General features: G+C 62.2%; 16 protein-coding genes and 2 riboswitches. Of the genes, 6 read left to right on the forward strand and 10 right to left on the reverse strand.

Annotated features, from left to right (window positions below):
• Nucleotide 1: 1 nt before the first annotated feature.
• From cobW to AC02Y0_RS09030, 8 genes are all read right to left on the reverse strand, one after another.
• Entirely contained in the window at nucleotides 2–1078 is a 1077-nt protein-coding gene (gene cobW, locus AC02Y0_RS08995; RefSeq protein ID WP_476383558.1) for a cobalamin biosynthesis protein CobW, read from the reverse strand.
• Nucleotides 1079–1081: 3 nt separating this feature from the next.
• A complete protein-coding gene (gene cobU, locus AC02Y0_RS09000; protein WP_476383559.1) occupies nucleotides 1082–1612 on the reverse strand; it encodes a bifunctional adenosylcobinamide kinase/adenosylcobinamide-phosphate guanylyltransferase in 531 nt (176 codons plus the stop codon).
• A 185-nt stretch (nucleotides 1613–1797) separates the two neighbouring features.
• Nucleotides 1798–2171, reverse strand: a riboswitch (cobalamin riboswitch).
• A 67-nt stretch (nucleotides 2172–2238) separates the two neighbouring features.
• Nucleotides 2239–3057, reverse strand: a complete 819-nt coding sequence (locus AC02Y0_RS09005) for a hypothetical protein (protein WP_476383560.1) — start codon at nucleotides 3055–3057, stop codon at nucleotides 2239–2241.
• 63 nt (nucleotides 3058–3120) lie between these two features.
• On the reverse strand, nucleotides 3121–3927 hold the full coding sequence (locus tag AC02Y0_RS09010; protein ID WP_476383561.1) for an ATP12 family chaperone protein: 807 nt from the start codon (nucleotides 3925–3927) through the stop codon (nucleotides 3121–3123).
• 9 nt (nucleotides 3928–3936) lie between these two features.
• Nucleotides 3937–4590, reverse strand: coding sequence for an HAD-IA family hydrolase (locus tag AC02Y0_RS09015; protein ID WP_102019915.1), 654 nt, complete (start codon nucleotides 4588–4590; stop codon nucleotides 3937–3939).
• Nucleotides 4587–5576 (reverse strand): RluA family pseudouridine synthase, encoded by a 990-nt coding sequence (locus tag AC02Y0_RS09020; protein ID WP_102019914.1) that lies wholly within the window; start codon nucleotides 5574–5576, stop codon nucleotides 4587–4589. Before AC02Y0_RS09020 ends, AC02Y0_RS09015 begins: the two co-directional genes overlap by 4 nt.
• A gap of 96 nt (nucleotides 5577–5672) precedes the next feature.
• Complete coding sequence (gene crcB, locus AC02Y0_RS09025; RefSeq protein ID WP_476383562.1) at nucleotides 5673–6050, reverse strand: fluoride efflux transporter CrcB; 378 nt, start codon at nucleotides 6048–6050, stop codon at nucleotides 5673–5675.
• A 61-nt stretch (nucleotides 6051–6111) separates the two neighbouring features.
• Entirely contained in the window at nucleotides 6112–6648 is a 537-nt protein-coding gene (locus AC02Y0_RS09030) for a flavodoxin domain-containing protein (RefSeq protein ID WP_476383563.1), read from the reverse strand.
• Nucleotides 6649–6851: 203 nt separating this feature from the next.
• Between AC02Y0_RS09030 and AC02Y0_RS09035 the strand changes: the two genes are divergently transcribed.
• Complete coding sequence (locus tag AC02Y0_RS09035; protein ID WP_476383564.1) at nucleotides 6852–7127, forward strand: hypothetical protein; 276 nt, start codon at nucleotides 6852–6854, stop codon at nucleotides 7125–7127.
• 77 nt (nucleotides 7128–7204) lie between these two features.
• Here AC02Y0_RS09035 and AC02Y0_RS09040 read toward each other — a convergent pair whose 3' ends face one another.
• Entirely contained in the window at nucleotides 7205–8269 is a 1065-nt protein-coding gene (locus tag AC02Y0_RS09040) for a DUF1775 domain-containing protein (RefSeq protein ID WP_476383565.1), read from the reverse strand.
• Between the two features lie 71 nt (nucleotides 8270–8340).
• Complete coding sequence (locus tag AC02Y0_RS09045) at nucleotides 8341–8712, reverse strand: hypothetical protein (RefSeq protein ID WP_476383566.1); 372 nt, start codon at nucleotides 8710–8712, stop codon at nucleotides 8341–8343.
• Nucleotides 8713–8897: 185 nt separating this feature from the next.
• A riboswitch (glycine riboswitch) is annotated at nucleotides 8898–8985 on the forward strand.
• A 149-nt stretch (nucleotides 8986–9134) separates the two neighbouring features.
• Here AC02Y0_RS09045 and gcvT point away from each other — a divergent pair.
• The 5 genes from gcvT to AC02Y0_RS09070 all read left to right on the forward strand — a co-directional run bounded on the left by gcvT (nucleotide 9135) and on the right by AC02Y0_RS09070 (nucleotide 14538).
• Entirely contained in the window at nucleotides 9135–10274 is a 1140-nt protein-coding gene (gene gcvT / locus AC02Y0_RS09050) for a glycine cleavage system aminomethyltransferase GcvT (protein WP_476383567.1), read from the forward strand.
• A gap of 23 nt (nucleotides 10275–10297) precedes the next feature.
• Complete coding sequence (gene gcvH / locus AC02Y0_RS09055) at nucleotides 10298–10660, forward strand: glycine cleavage system protein GcvH (protein WP_102019907.1); 363 nt, start codon at nucleotides 10298–10300, stop codon at nucleotides 10658–10660.
• The gene (gene gcvP, locus AC02Y0_RS09060) at nucleotides 10660–13518 is read left to right on the forward strand and encodes an aminomethyl-transferring glycine dehydrogenase (protein WP_476383568.1); all 2859 of its coding nucleotides are present in this window, start codon (nucleotides 10660–10662) and stop codon (nucleotides 13516–13518) included. Before gcvH ends, gcvP begins: the two co-directional genes overlap by 1 nt.
• A 135-nt stretch (nucleotides 13519–13653) precedes the next feature.
• Entirely contained in the window at nucleotides 13654–13980 is a 327-nt protein-coding gene (locus tag AC02Y0_RS09065) for a DUF1236 domain-containing protein (protein ID WP_476383569.1), read from the forward strand.
• Between the two features lie 231 nt (nucleotides 13981–14211).
• A complete protein-coding gene (locus AC02Y0_RS09070; protein WP_476383570.1) occupies nucleotides 14212–14538 on the forward strand; it encodes a flagellar basal body protein in 327 nt (108 codons plus the stop codon).
• The last annotated feature ends 226 nt before the right edge of the window (nucleotides 14539–14764 follow it).

Raw genomic sequence — 14764 nt, forward strand, 5'->3', positions numbered from 1 at the left:
ATCAGCCGGCCGCTGCCTGGACGTCTTCAACTACCGCACCGAAATCCCATTCATGCAGGCCGATGACAACGATGCGCGTCTCGCGCTTTTCGGCGCTCGTCCAGGGGCGGTCGAAATAGGTGTCGATCCGGGTGCCGACGGCCTGGATGACGAGGCGCATCGGCTTGCCCGGCACGTCGATGAAGCCCTTCAGGCGCAGGATGTCGTGCTTTTCGATGACAGGCTTCAGGCGATCGATGAAATCGGAAGCGTCCTTGATGGCGCCGAGCTTCAGGACGAAGCTCTCGAATTCGTCGTGATCGTGGTGATGGTCGTGGTCTTCGCCCGAGGCATGCAGGGCCTCATGCTCCAGCTCGTGATGCGACTTGCGATTTTCGATGTCGTCTTCGGTGCTGGCGCCGATGCCGAGCAGGACGAGCGAGGGCACTTCGCCATTCTTTGCCTCGATCATCGAAGGCTTGCGGCTGGTGCGGCCGGTGACTTCCGCGCGCACAGCGGCAATGCCGGCAGCGTCAAGCAGATCGGTCTTGTTGAGGACGATAAGGTCGGCGCAGGTCAGTTGGTCCTCGAAGAGTTCCTCGATCGGGCTCTCGTGGTCGAGATTGTCGTCTCCGGCACGCTGGGCGGCGACTGCGTCATGGTCGTCCGCGAAACGACCGGCAGCGACAGCCGCGCTGTCGACCACAGTCACGACGCCATCGACGGTGACGCGGGTGCGGATATCGGGCCAGTTGAAGGCGGCGACCAGAGGCTGCGGCAGCGCCAGACCCGAGGTTTCGATGACGATGTGGTCGGGCTTCACGTCACGCTCGAGCAGCTTGAGCATGGTCGGCACGAAGTCGTCTGCGACCGTGCAGCAGATGCAGCCATTGGTGAGTTCGATGATGTCATCCTCGGTGCAATTGTCGGCGCCGCAGCCCCTCAGCACGTCGCCATCGACGCCGAGATCGCCGAATTCATTGATGATCAGCGCAATCTTCTTGCCGCCGGCATTCATCAGCATGTTGCGGATGATGGTGGTCTTGCCGGCCCCCAAAAAGCCGGTGATGACGGTCGCGGGGATCTTTTGCTGCAACATGGTTCAACCCTTCATTTTCAACGGCAAACCTGCCGCGATAAAATAGACTTCAGCCGCCTCTGCGGCGATGGCTTGGTGGAGACGGCCGGCATGGTCGCGGAAGGCGCGGGCCATCTTGTTTTCGGGCACGATGCCGAGGCCGACTTCATTGGAGACGAAGATGATGGTGGCCTGGAGTTCCCTAAGGCTGGTGGCGAGTGCCGCGCCGTCTGCGTCGACGTCACGGCCTTCTTCCATCATCAGATTGGTGACCCAGAGGGTCAGGCAGTCGACGAGGATCACACGCTCTGGCTTGTCGAGCGTCTTCAGCGACCCGACGAGATCCAGCGGCTCCTCATGCGTCGTCCAGCCGTCATCGGCACGGTCGGTCTTATGCGCCTCGATGCGGGCACGCATCTCGTCATCCCAGGCGCGGCCCGTGGCCAGATAAACGCGATCCAGGCCGGTGTCGCGCGCCGTTGTTTCGGCAAAACGCGACTTGCCCGAGCGGGCGCCGCCGAGAACGAGGATGGATCGAGATTGGGATGCGGTCATGGCGTGCCAAGGCCCCAGACCGCACGCAGATAACCTGCAGCGCGTGTTTCGAACACGCGCGAAGAATAGATCGATGCACGATCCGCACATACGGACCGGCATCGGCGGGGCCTCAAGGACCCGCGGATGCAAGACGTCGCCACGACAACCTCCGTGCTGGCAACGGGGAAACCTCCCCAGTATGGGCACCATGCCCGTGGATGGCAGGTCTCCTGGCTCGCAGGTCGTGGTCTTTAAAGGACCGTCGGGTTCTCCTCGCCTTCCCAGGGTTTGCAGGCAACACGAAAGAGCGGACGATTCGTAGAGAAAGAGGCGTCCTGCCCCGGCTGATCGTGTTGCCACCCCAGTGGCTTTTCCATCCTGTCGTTCTCGAGAGGCCGGTCACACACTGCGACCCGTCACCACCTGAAACGTCAGAGCGGATGGAGAACCCTCGCTGCAATACAGTCGCGGGGTCGGCTGCGTTCAGCATGCCCGGTTGGGGTCCACGCCTTCGCATTCCCTTTTGCTCTCCGGACAACATCTCTGTCGTCCGGAAACCATCCGTCATGAGGATTAGGCCGAGGTCAGGTTCAAGTCAATCACGGCTGCGCCTTGCAGCTGCGTCATCGCGACCCAAGGGCCGATCATGGGTTCGCGGCGCAATCCGGCGTGACGGACGGATCGCAGTCGGCGCGCAGCCGGATCGTGCCGCTTGCTCCCTGCTCCACAGGTGTGCCGGACCCGACGTCAGCCGCACGACGCGCCGGCTGTGCAGGAGCTGTTGCACGCACAGCCGGAGCCTCGGCAACCGGAGGCGCCGCCATCTCCTGGGGTGCTGGTTGTGCGGCGGCGGCAGGTGGCGTCACCGCCACAGGCTTTTGCGGCTCGACCTTGGGCATAACCGCCGCCGCGCGCGGCACAGAGGCTGGCGCATTCGGCACGATGACCGGCGGCGGGTCGGAGACAAGGCGGGTGGATATCGTGCGTGGTGGCTGCGACTTGCGAATGCGCGGCGTCGTCAGCGAGAAGGCGAAACGGATGCGCGCTGCAATCTCCTCGGCAAGCGCCTGACGCGTCCAACGGGGATCGTCTGTCGGGCTGTTGACGGTGAAGAAGCCTTGCGCCACCGGCTCACCCGTTTCTACGGAGGTCGCTGTCACCGTGAACTTCGCCTGGGCGAGCCTGCGTCGGGCGCCCTCGCCAAAGCCGAGATGGTCGATCTTGACCAGCAGCACGACGCGCTCGGCCCCCGCGGGTGCCCGGGTCGCGGCTATGGCTGACGATACGCGACGATCAACGTTCTCGATCAGGTCGAGCGGGATGCGGGCGTCAGCCATAACAGTGACATTGCGGACGTAGTAGACCAGCGGCCGGTCGATGCTTCGGCCATGCAGCAGCGTACAGGATGCCAACACCATGAGGAGCCCGACGGCTGCGGCGATGCGGAGACTGCGAGCAAACATGACGACCCCGGACAGGTGATTCTGGACCTGCCCGAGAATTCGCCATTTATGGTTAGTGGACGGTTAACTTGCGGGCTGAAGGGCCGCGAAGAGTGAGGCTGCCGACGCGAATTCGCCATACCGCGCCTCACGACGCGCTTCGGCCTCGGCGTCCGAGCCCCAATGCTCGATTGTCCAGTCCTCGTCGAGATGTGCCAGCGACCAGACTTCGTCGAGATCGAAAGCACCCTCGGCAAAGGCCAGGGTCAGAACAGCCGAGCCCGTCAGCGTCGTTACGACGTTGAGGCAGGAGATCTGGAAGGGCTCGCGGTAGCGCTCAAGAGCGCGCGCGTAAGCGGCCACAGCCTCGGCCGGCTGCTCCTGATGCATCACGCCTTCGACAAGAAAGAAACGGGCGCCGTGGGCAGTCGCGACCCAGGACAGCACGGCATCCCAGCGTGCTGCCTGGCGGTCGATCAATTCCGTTGGGCCGTCTGCACGGTAGCAGAGCAGATCGGTGCCGGCGAAACGGACGATCTCGTCGAACACTTCGGAAAGGCTGTTCGAGACAGCGTCGATCGCGGTGTTGGCGAGCTTGGTGACCGGCATGGTCGCCGGGTCGATAAACTCGCCCTGCCCGGCCCATTCTGCCACCACAAGTTCAGCCGCCTCGCGGGTCGGCAGCGTCAACAGGTTCTTGGCCGGCGTCTTCACCGACTTGCCGTCGAGGGTGATCGAGAAGCCGTCCTCACGCTCCTCCATGCCAACGCTCTCGTAGAAGCGCTTCGGCAGCGGCCGCTTCATCTGGATCTGCGCCCGGCGTACCGGGTCCTCATGGCTGGGTTCCGGAATGAAGGTCCCGAAAATGTCCTGGCTGAGTTCGTCGCGCATCAAGGGCTCCTAGTGGATATAGGCCAGAAGGTCGGCGGGGCGTTCGACCACGGCATCGGCTCCGGCCTTCCAGAGTTCGTCCGGATTGGCGTAACCCCAGGCAACACCGATCGCGGTCGCGCCTGCGGCCTTTGCCATCTGCATGTCGTAGATCGCGTCGCCGATGACGATCGTTTCACGCGGCGCCATGCCTGCCTCGTCGCAGCATTCCGTCACCATGGCCGGGTGCGGCTTGGAGGGGCATTCGTCGGCGGTCCGGCAGAACAGGAAATGGGGCTTCAGCCCATGGCCTTCAAGGATCATTTCCAGTCCGCGCCGCGACTTGCCGGTCACGGCGCCGAGCCAGATATCGTCGCGCGCGATCAGGGCATCCAGCACCTCACGGATGCCGTCGAACATGGTCTCGCCAAAACCGGAGTCCCGTCGAACATCAGCGAAGATCTTCTTGTAGTGGGCCGCCATGGCGACCGCCTCATCGTCGGCATGCGGCTTGCCGTCCATACGGGCGATCGCAATGTCGAGCGTCAGGCCGATGATCGATTTGGTCGTCTCAAGTGCTGGCTCTGGCTTGCCAAAGGCGATGAAGGTGTGGCGCATGACCTCGTGGATCAGGCCGGCGCTGTCGACCAGCGTGCCGTCGCAATCGAAGAGTACAAGCTTCATTCGCCGTCCCTGTCACCATCGCGCTGGTCGAGGCCGAGCAGGTTCCAGGTCTGGACCATGTGCGGCGGCAGCGGTGCGGTCACCTTCAGGCGACCACCATTGGGATGCGGCAGGTCGATATAGCGCGCGTGCAGATGCAGGCGCTTCTGGACGCCGCCGGGGAAGTCCCAGTTGTGGTCGTCGATGAAGTATTTGGGGTCGCCGATGATCGGATGGCCAATATGGAGCGCATGGACGCGCAGCTGGTGCGTCCGACCTGTGTAGGGCTCCATCTCCAGCCAGGCGAGGTTCTGGGCTGCCGTATCGATCACACGGTAATAGGTGATGGCGTGGTCCGCCCCGTCCTCGCCGTGCTTGCAGACCCGCATCCGGTCGCCCTCATCGGTCTGGTCCTTGGTGAGCCAGGTCGAGATCTTGTCTTCGTGCTTGCGCGGAACGCCCTTTACCAGCGACCAGTAGATCTTCTTGGTGTCGCGCTCGCGGAACGCAGCCGTCAGCTTCTGGGCAGCGCCACGGGTGCGGGCAACGACGAGCACGCCCGAGGTGTCGCGGTCGAGCCGGTGCACGAGGCGCGGCTTTTCGCCCTTCCTGCTCGTCCAGGCTTCGAGCATCTTGTCGATGTGGCGATTGAGACCCGAGCCGCCCTGCACGGCAAGGCCGGCGGGCTTGTTGAGCACAAAGACCTTTTCGTCTTCATGCAGCAGCATGCGCGACAGGAGTTCGTGGTCGTCGCCATGCTTCAGGTCGTGGCTTGCGATCGGGCCGGTCTTCTTGGCGTCGACATCCATGGGCGGCACACGCACCACCTGGCCGGGCTGAACGCGGGCATCGGTCTTGACGCGACCGCCGTCGACACGGACCTGACCTGAGCGCAGCAGCTTCTGAAGCGCGCCGAAGCCGAGACCCGGATAGTGGATCTTGAACCAACGGTCGAGCCGCATGCCCGCCTCATCGGCTTCCACGGTGATATGTTCGATGCCTGCCATCAGGGAAATCTTTCGTGCTCGGGTTCTCCACCCACTTATCCCGTGCCTTTAGTAGATTTCGGCCGGAAAGGGAAAGCGGAAATGCAGGCAGGCTGCTCAGAACAGGCTGCGCCCAAGGGCAAGGCCGCCAAAAGCGGCCGCGAGTGACAGGGCGACGCTTGCCGCGACATAGGCGAAAGCGGTCAGCACAGCGCCCCGCTCGACGAGCGCCATGGTGTCGAGGGAGAAGGATGAGAATGTCGTGAAGCCGCCGAGGAAGCCGACCACGAGCAGCAGCCGCATCTCCACGGGTGCTGCCAGTTTGCGGGCGACAAGCTCCGTCAGCAGGCCGATCGCAAAGGATCCAACGATGTTGACGGTGATCGTGCCCCAGGGAAAGGCGGGGCCCAAGAGCCGCGTCATCGCCAGCCCGCTCAGATAGCGGGCCACCGATCCTGTCGCGCCACCGATCGCGACCAGCAGGATATGAAACATGGATGCCTCCGGCTTGAGCGGCTGTTGTCTCCAGCCGTTCAAACCCTTCGAGGCTAGCGCGTCAAGCCTTTGCCAGCTTCAGGACGTCGTCGACAAAGGCTTTCAGGGCCACCCAGTCGGTGAATTCATGGTCGCGGCTTACATCGGTCGGCGCATTCTCGTGTTCGGCCATGCGCCGGATGATCCAGCGCTTGAAGAAGTCATATTCGGTGTAGCGCAGTGCGCCGGCCGCATGATGAACACGGGCGGGCTTCCAGCCCGTCTCGGCGAGCAGTCCGTCCGGAAAGTGCGTCGCCTCTTCCTGCTCCTCTTCGAACTCGCTGCGGATCAGCATCGAAACCGAGACAAAAGCCGAAGGCACGCCGTTCAGCCAGGATGCCTCCTGGCGCACAAAGCTTGCAAAGGCGTGTGGATAGCGGGCCGCATGGACGGGTGCACAGAGGATCGCCGCCTCGGGATGGCCAAGCGCGTATTCCGCACCCGACGTGATGTCGAACAGCAGGGCCCGATCGCCTCCCGCCTCGATGTTCGCAGCAATCGCTTCCGCAATCTTGCGCGTCTGTCCCTCGATGGTCGCATAACCGACAAGAATGATCATGTCTCGGCTCCTCGTGTCATGATGAGCCACTATCCTCTCATGGGAAAAATCCGCCTTGATCTGGCGCAATGAGGGCGCCAGTGCGGGCGCGATTATAGCGATTTGCAACCATTAGACTTTTATTCAAATCTCATAATTCGACTTAAAGATGCATAGATAACCGTAGTTTATGCTAATATCGTTATGTAATCTGGAAAACGCCCATGACACAGGTTGTCACAGTCTCAGCACAAACCGCAGCGTATGCGATGGAACCGGTGAAGCCGCCACAGCGCGTCTCCCGTGCCACGTATGTGGAAGAGCATACCCGTGTGCTGGCACAGCAGGCTGCACAGAGCGAAGATCTGCGACTGCGGGCTTTGGTGAATGTCGTGCAGCCGCCGGCACTCGCCCTCTACTTCCTGACCTCCACGCAGGCTCGCTATGAACAGGCGACGCTGAAGGAAACGATCGAAGCCTACAAGAACTCTGTAGCCTGACCTCTCCCTCCCAAGCCCATGAAAAAGCCGCGACCGGTTGACGGTCGCGGCTTCTTTTTATGCGAGACTGAAGTGGATCAGTTGCTTCTGGCCGGGCCGACCGGCAGGACGACGTCCACGGCACCGGCCTTTTCGAAGGTGAGCGTGACGTTGACGGTCGAACCTTCCTTGAAGGCCTCGGCCACCTTGAAGAACATCAGATGCAGGCCGCCAGGCTTCAGCTCGACGGTCTTGCCGGCCGGAACGGCAATACCGTCGGTCAGCTGGCGCATCTTCATGACGTCACCTTCCATCGCCATTTCGTGCAGCTGCACTTCGCCGGCCTGGGCCGAGGTCGCAGACACCAGCTTGTCGTCTTCGCCGCCCTTGTTGGTGATGGTGATGAAACCGCCGCCAACAGGCTGACCGGGGAGCATGGCCTTGGTGAAGCCGGCCGTTAGCTCAAGGTCTCCTGCAGTGACCGTCTCGAAGCCGCCTGGATCTGCAGCCGCCATGTGATCACCATGACCGGCGTGATCGCCATGCGCACCATGGGCGCCATGACCGTCTGCTGCGGCCTGTTCGGCAGGAGCGGCATGACCAGCATGGGCGCCGTGTGCCCCGTGACCGCCATGCGCGTCACCTTCAGCTGCCACGAGCTGCAGAACAGGCGCCGGACCATCGAGGTCATGCGGATCCTGGCCTGGTGCCGCGATCTGATCCCAGGCAACCTTGCCATCCGTGCCGCAGAGCTGAACCGTCGGGAAGGCGAGACCCGTTGCCGGATCGCCGGCCGCGATCTTTCCGTAGACGGTAAAGGTGTCGTAGAAATTGTCCGGCAGGTCACCGTTCTTGAAGCGGATTTCGACCGGGCCGGATTTCACGGCCTTGCCGTGGTTGTCGTAGCTGTTCTGGTAGTCGCCGGTGATGACTTCCACTTCCCAGCCGGCCTTTGGCATCGGCTTGGCGGAGATGAAGCCTTCCGGCAGCTTGATCTGGACTTCGTTGGTTGCCTTGCCGTCACAGCCATGCGGCACCTGAAGGGTGGCGGCGACATAAGAGCCGACCTTGGCAGGCTGGTTGGCGAATGTCGCATGCGCGAACACCGATGTGGTCGTGGCGAGCGTTACGATCGTGGTTGCGAGAATCAGTTGGGTCTTCATGGGTGTCTCTCCGTGCCGCGGTCCATTTTTGCCGTCGGCGGTCGTCCGTCATTGTCTGATGGTGAAAACGATCAGACGGTGAGCGGCGGCCCGCGCAGGCGAGGACGGTCGAGGAGATAACGGGAGCGTTCTGTCGCGGCGACGGGCCTGACCTGCCCAAGGCTTGAAAACGCACTGACAAGCCAGGACTGATCCGAGGGTGAAGGCAGGATGACCGCGCCCGCAAGTCGGCAGGCTTCGCAATCGCCGGCGGACTTGGCGTGTTTCTGACCCTGGTCAGCAATGCATAGGTCGGCAAAGCTGCCGTCAGGAAGGCTGTAGGCAAGCGACTGTACATCTGCCGCGATGGCGGCAGGTGTTCGATGGCCAAAACCAACCGACAGGAAGACCATGGCGCAAAAAATGCGGAAGATGATCGTCGCTGTCTTGACCTTCGGTTTCATCGTCGTCCCCGTTCGGACCATTGCATTATCGCGATGTGACCGTCCTGCCAAGTGGCGAGATGCCGCGCCCGTGGCCCACCCTACTCGAGACCCGGCTGTCGCAAACATGATGCCCAAGCGACAAAAATCTGCTTGCGAGCGACGCAGCCTCTTGCCAAGCCGCCACACTGCCAGATAATGCCTTCATGACCTTGTTGGGAGATACCGGTTTGATCCGGAGCCGAAGGAGCAACCGCCCCGGAAACTCTCAGGCAAAAGGACCACAAGGCGTCGACTGCACTCTGGAGAGAGACCCGTTTCCAAAGCGGGCCGCGCCGAAGGGATAACAATCTCAGGCACAAGGACAGAGGGGGCTCATGAAGCGGCACAACCGTGCCCAGACTTGAGCAAGCGCGCGAGCGCTCAACCCCGGAGGCGACGTCTTGGACGATCAGACCCAACTCAAACGCACCCCCCTTTATGACTTTCACGTATCGCTTGGCGCCAAGATGGTGCCCTTCGCCGGCTACGACATGCCGGTGCAGTATCCGGCCGGCGTGCTGAAGGAACACCTGCACACCCGTTCGGCCGCTGGTCTCTTCGACGTTTCCCATATGGGCCAGGTCGAACTGGTTGCGGCCTCCGGCACTTATGAAGACGCGGCTAGGGCGCTCGAAACTCTTGTTCCCGTCGATATCCTCGGCCTGAAGGATGGGCGCCAGCGCTACGGTTTCTTCACCGACGACAATGGAGGCATCCTCGACGATCTGATGATTTCACGGCTCGGCGAACGCCTGCTGGTCGTGGTCAATGCCGGCTGCAAGGATGCGGATATCGCGCATCTAAGGGCAAAGCTGCCCAATGGCGTTCAGGTTCTCGTGCATGACGACCGGGCACTTCTCGCCCTCCAGGGCCCGAAGGCGGAAGCCGTTCTGGCAACGCTCAATTCCGATGTCACCGCCATGAAGTTCATGGATGTGCGCGAGCTTGCCTTGGGCGAAATCCCTGCCCTCGCCTCCCGTACGGGCTATTCCGGCGAAGACGGCTTCGAGATCTCTGTGCCGGCTGACCGCGCCACCGATCTCGCCAAGGCGCTGCTCGACCAGCCGGACTGTCAGCCCATTGGCCTCGGCGCCCGCGATTCGCTGCGCCTCGAAGCCGGCCTCTGCCTCTACGGCAACGACATCGATACGAGCACTTCGCCTGTGGAAGCGTCGATCGAATGGGCAATCCAGAAGGTGCGCCGCAACGGTGGCCCCCGTGCGGGCGGCTTTCCGGGTGCAGCGCTTATCCTCGCTGAGCTCGAGAATGGCGTTTCCCGCCGCCGCGTCGGGCTGAAGCCCGAGGGCAAGGCGCCGGTGCGTCCGCCGGCAAAGCTGTTTTCCGATGCCGAAGGTCAGACCGAGATCGGTCACGTCTCATCCGGCGGTTTCGGCCCAAGCGCCGAAGGCCCTGTTGCCATGGGCTATGTGCCGACAGAGATGGGCGCCCCCGGCACCCAGGTTTTCGCGGAGGTGCGCGGCAAGTTCTTGCCCCTCACCGTCACCGCCCTTCCTTTCGTCACCCCCACCTACAAACGCTGAAGAAAAATCTCCGGAGAGAACCCATGCTGAAATTCACCGCTGAACACGAATGGCTGAAGATCGAAGGCGATGTCGCAACCGTCGGCATCACCACGCATGCCGCCGGCCAGCTCGGCGATCTCGTCTTCGTCGAACTGCCGGACGAAGGGTCCAGCTTCAAGAAGGATGGCACCGCCGCGACCGTCGAGAGCGTCAAGGCAGCGTCCGACGTCTACTGCCCGCTCGACGGCGAAGTGGTCGAGATCAACCAGGCGATCGTCGACGATCCGTCGCTGGTCAATTCCGATCCGGAAGGTGCCGCCTGGTTCTTCAAGCTGAAGCTCGCCAACCCTTCTGATGCCGACGCCCTGCTCGATGAAGCCGCCTATAAGGAGCTGATCGCCTGATGACGACGGAATTCCAGTTCACGGATTACGATCCTTACGACTTCGCCAATCGGCGCCATATCGGTCCTTCGCCCGCCGAAATGACCGAGATGCTGAAGGTGATCGGTTATCACTCGCTCGACGAGATGATCGACGCCACCGTCCCCGGCTCGATCCGCCAGAAGGTGCCGCTCACCTGGGGTGCGGCGATGACCGAGCGCGAGGCGCTCGACAAGCTGCGCGAGACGGCGAACAAGAACAAGGTCCTGACCTCGCTCCTCGGCCAGGGCTATTATGGCACCATCACGCCTCCGGTCATCCAGCGCAACATCCTGGAAAACCCCGCCTGGTACACGGCCTACACGCCCTACCAGCCGGAGATTTCGCAGGGGCGCCTTGAGGCGCTTCTGAACTTCCAGACCATGGTCACGGACCTGACCGGTCTCGATGTCGCGAATGCCTCGCTGCTCGACGAGGCCACCGCTGCTGCCGAAGCCATGGCGCTCTGCCAGCGCAGTGCCAAGACCAAGGCCACCGGCTTCTTCGTCGACAAGGACTGCCATCCGCAGACCATCGCCGTCATCCAGACCCGCGCCGAGCCGCTTGGCTGGACGGTCACCGTCGGCGATCCCTTCACCGACCTCGATCCGACGGAAGTCTTCGGCGCGATTTTCCAGTATCCGGGCACGCACGGCCATGTCCGTGACTTTTCCGGCCTGATCGCCCGTCTGCACCAGACCGGCGCACTCGCCGCTGTCGCGGCCGACATTCTCGCGCTGCTGCTGTTGAAATCACCAGGCGAAATGGGTGCCGACATTGCCATCGGTTCGACCCAGCGTTTCGGCGTACCCATGGGTTACGGCGGTCCGCACGCGGCCTATATGGCGGTCAAGGATGCGATCAAGCGCTCGATGCCTGGCCGTCTCGTCGGCGTCTCCGTCGATGCCCGCGGTAACCGCGCCTATCGCCTGTCGCTGCAGACCCGCGAACAGCATATCCGCCGCGAAAAGGCGACGTCGAACATCTGCACCGCGCAGGTTCTGCTCGCCGTCATGGCCTCGATGTATGCCGTCTTTCATGGTCCGCAGGGCCTGAAGGCGATCGCCCAGCAGGTGCACCAGAAGACGGTCATCCTGGCGAAGGGGCTGGAAAAGCTCGGCTACACGATCGAGCCGGAGACCTTCTTCGACACGATCACCGTCGAAGTCGGCCACATGCAGGGCCTCGTCATGCGCGCGGCAGTCGCGGAAGGTGTGAACCTTCGCAAGGTTGGCCAGACCAAGGTCGGCATCGCGCTCGACGAGCGCACACGCCCAGCCGTGCTCGAAGCCGTCTGGCGCGCCTTCGGCGGCAGCTTCAAGGTCGAGGACTTCTCGGCAGACTACCGCCTGCCGACGGATCTGCTGCGCACCAGCGAGTATCTGACGCATCCAATCTTCCACATGAACCGTGCGGAAAGCGAGATGACCCGCTACATCCGCCGGCTCTCGGACCGCGACCTCGCGCTCGACCGGGCGATGATCCCGCTCGGCTCCTGCACGATGAAGCTGAACGCGACAGCGGAAATGCTGCCGATCACCTGGCCGGAATTCTCCGACATCCATCCCTTCGTTCCGGCCGATCAGGCGCTGGGCTACAAGGAGATGATCGACGATCTCTCGGAGAAGCTCTGCGCGGTCACCGGTTATGACGCGATCTCGATGCAGCCGAATTCGGGCGCGCAGGGTGAATATGCCGGTCTACTGACGATCCGCGCCTATCACCTCGCTCGTGGCGATAACCATCGCACCGTCTGCCTGATCCCTACCTCCGCACACGGCACCAACCCGGCATCCGCCCAGATGGTCGGCATGACGGTCGTGCCGGTCAAGTCGAAGGAAAACGGCGACGTCGATCTCGACGACTTCCGCGCCAAGGCGGAACAGCACGCGGACAATCTCTCCTGCTGCATGATCACCTATCCCTCGACGCATGGCGTGTTCGAGGAGACGGTGCGCGAGATCTGCGAGATCACCCACCAGTTCGGCGGTCAGGTCTATCTCGACGGGGCGAACATGAACGCCATGGTCGGCGTCTCGCGTCCGGGCGACATCGGCTCGGACGTTTCCCACCTCAACCTGCACAAGACCTTCTGCATTCCGCATGGTGGTGGCGGTCCGGGCATGGGTCCGATCGGCGTCAAGGCGCATCTGGCTCCCTTCCTGCCGGGCCATGTCGTCACCGACGGTCGTCCGGGTGCGGTTTCGGCCGGCCCCTATGGCTCGCCGTCGATCCTGCCGATCAGCTGGTCCTACTGCCTGATGATGGGCGGCGAAGGTCTGACACAGGCGACGAAAGTCGCGATCCTCAACGCCAACTATATCGCGGCACGGCTGAAGGGCGCCTATGACGTGCTCTATACGTCGGCCTCGGGTCGCGTGGCGCATGAATGCATCATCGACACCCGTCCGCTGCAGGCCTCTGCCGGCGTAACCGTCGACGATGTTGCCAAGCGTCTTATCGACTGCGGCTTCCATGCGCCGACCATGAGCTGGCCGGTGGCAGGCACGCTGATGATCGAGCCGACGGAATCGGAGACCAAGGCCGAGATAGACCGCTTCTGCGATGCGATGCTGGCGATCCGCGAGGAAGCCCGCGACATCGAGGAAGGCCGGATGGACAAGGCCAACAACCCGCTGAAGAACGCACCGCATACGGTGGAGGATCTGGTGGGCGAATGGACACGTCCCTACAGCCGCGAACAGGCCTGCTACCCGCCGGGCGCCTTCCGGGTGGACAAGTACTGGTCATCGGTCAACCGCGTCGACAATGTCTACGGCGACCGCAACCTGGTATGCACCTGCCCGCCGATGGAAGCCTACGCGGAAGCGGCAGAGTAACAGCCTGAAAATCGCCATGAGAACGCCGCCCTTGAGGCGGCGTTCTTCATTTGTGGTGACACGCCGAAACGCCCTGTGATGGAACGGAATGGCCGCGCACCCGTTCTTCAAGCTGTCCAACACAGGAGAACAGACATGCGCAATACTCTTATCCTCGCTGGTGCAGCGGCACTCATGACGCTCTCGGCGTCGGCCAATGCGCAGGAAACTGTCATCATCCAGCAGGCTCCGGTCGCCTCCCAGTCGACCATCGTCATACCGGCACCGGTCGAAACCTATGTCATGGAGCGCGAAGTGCGCTCGGTTCCTTATGAAGGCGACGTGCTGGTCGGCCGCGTAATCGAGGATCCGGTCGAGCTTTATCCGGTCGATGGCTATGAGGATTATTCCTACACTGTCGTCAACGAGCGCCGTGTGATCGTCGATCCGCAGACCCGTCAGATCATCCAGATCATCGAATAAGCCCGACGATCGCATGCAAAGACCTGAAACCCGGTGCGACGCGCCGGGTTTTTGTTTGCGGATTGGGTCGGAGACTCAACATGACAGCAGGAGCCGCCCGCCTGTGTGTATCGAAACAGATCATGTCTTCGGCGCTGCGTTGCCAACGGGAAACCATCGCCGTTCGCATTATGCTAACCGGCACAGCTTATTCTGATGTTCTGAATATCGGTATGAAAGCAGGATACAGCCATGAGCATTTCAGCCGTCATGGGCATTTCCCTTTCCGGCATGCAGGCGCAGCAGACGCGGCTTGCCGCATCGGCGAACAATATCGCCAATGCGTTGACACCCAAATACGACAAGCTGGAAACCAGGTTTTCCAGCACGGCGCCGGGCGGCGTTACCGCGTCTGTCGCACCATCCGGCGACGAGACCTTTGCCGATGGTTCGAATGTGGATCTCGCGTCGGAAATGATGTCGCTTGTTCAGAGTGAACTCGGCTTCAAGGCCAATGAAGCCGTCTGGGAGACAGGCGCCGAGATCTGGGATGTTTTGAACAGCATCAACAGGCGCTGATTCGACTCCCAACGTCTGGCGAAACCAGGATGCCTCTTCGGAGGCTTCCGATTTGATCATCGTCAAGTAGACGGGCGCTCTCAGAAAATCGCAGTTGGCATGAGTATTTTTGGGCTATTCACGGCTAGGCGAGCAAAAGCACAGCCGCTGGAGAATTCGGCGATTGCAAATTTCGCCGCTTGCGGACACAGTCTTGAGTTGCAGCAGGTTGCATAGAGGAATTCAT

Source organism: Allorhizobium sp. nf9_anc, assembly GCF_056323085.1.

What these genes read in the sequence shown, in the direction of transcription:
- cobW (WP_476383558.1), bottom strand. Translation starts at nt 1,078, where the DNA reads ATGTTGCAGCAAAAGATCCCCGCGACCGTCATCACCGGCTTTTTGGGG.
- cobU (WP_476383559.1), bottom strand. Translation starts at nt 1,612, where the DNA reads ATGACCGCATCCCAATCTCGATCCATCCTCGTTCTCGGCGGCGCCCGC.
- AC02Y0_RS09005 (WP_476383560.1), bottom strand. Translation starts at nt 3,057, where the DNA reads ATGTTTGCTCGCAGTCTCCGCATCGCCGCAGCCGTCGGGCTCCTCATG.
- AC02Y0_RS09010 (WP_476383561.1), bottom strand. Translation starts at nt 3,927, where the DNA reads ATGCGCGACGAACTCAGCCAGGACATTTTCGGGACCTTCATTCCGGAA.
- AC02Y0_RS09015 (WP_102019915.1), bottom strand. Translation starts at nt 4,590, where the DNA reads ATGAAGCTTGTACTCTTCGATTGCGACGGCACGCTGGTCGACAGCGCC.
- AC02Y0_RS09020 (WP_102019914.1), bottom strand. Translation starts at nt 5,576, where the DNA reads ATGGCAGGCATCGAACATATCACCGTGGAAGCCGATGAGGCGGGCATG.
- crcB (WP_476383562.1), bottom strand. Translation starts at nt 6,050, where the DNA reads ATGTTTCATATCCTGCTGGTCGCGATCGGTGGCGCGACAGGATCGGTG.
- AC02Y0_RS09030 (WP_476383563.1), bottom strand. Translation starts at nt 6,648, where the DNA reads ATGATCATTCTTGTCGGTTATGCGACCATCGAGGGACAGACGCGCAAG.
- AC02Y0_RS09035 (WP_476383564.1), top strand. Translation starts at nt 6,852, where the DNA reads ATGACACAGGTTGTCACAGTCTCAGCACAAACCGCAGCGTATGCGATG.
- AC02Y0_RS09040 (WP_476383565.1), bottom strand. Translation starts at nt 8,269, where the DNA reads ATGAAGACCCAACTGATTCTCGCAACCACGATCGTAACGCTCGCCACG.
- AC02Y0_RS09045 (WP_476383566.1), bottom strand. Translation starts at nt 8,712, where the DNA reads ATGAAACCGAAGGTCAAGACAGCGACGATCATCTTCCGCATTTTTTGC.
- gcvH (WP_102019907.1), top strand. Translation starts at nt 10,298, where the DNA reads ATGCTGAAATTCACCGCTGAACACGAATGGCTGAAGATCGAAGGCGAT.
- gcvP (WP_476383568.1), top strand. Translation starts at nt 10,660, where the DNA reads ATGACGACGGAATTCCAGTTCACGGATTACGATCCTTACGACTTCGCC.
- AC02Y0_RS09065 (WP_476383569.1), top strand. Translation starts at nt 13,654, where the DNA reads ATGCGCAATACTCTTATCCTCGCTGGTGCAGCGGCACTCATGACGCTC.
- AC02Y0_RS09070 (WP_476383570.1), top strand. Translation starts at nt 14,212, where the DNA reads ATGAGCATTTCAGCCGTCATGGGCATTTCCCTTTCCGGCATGCAGGCG.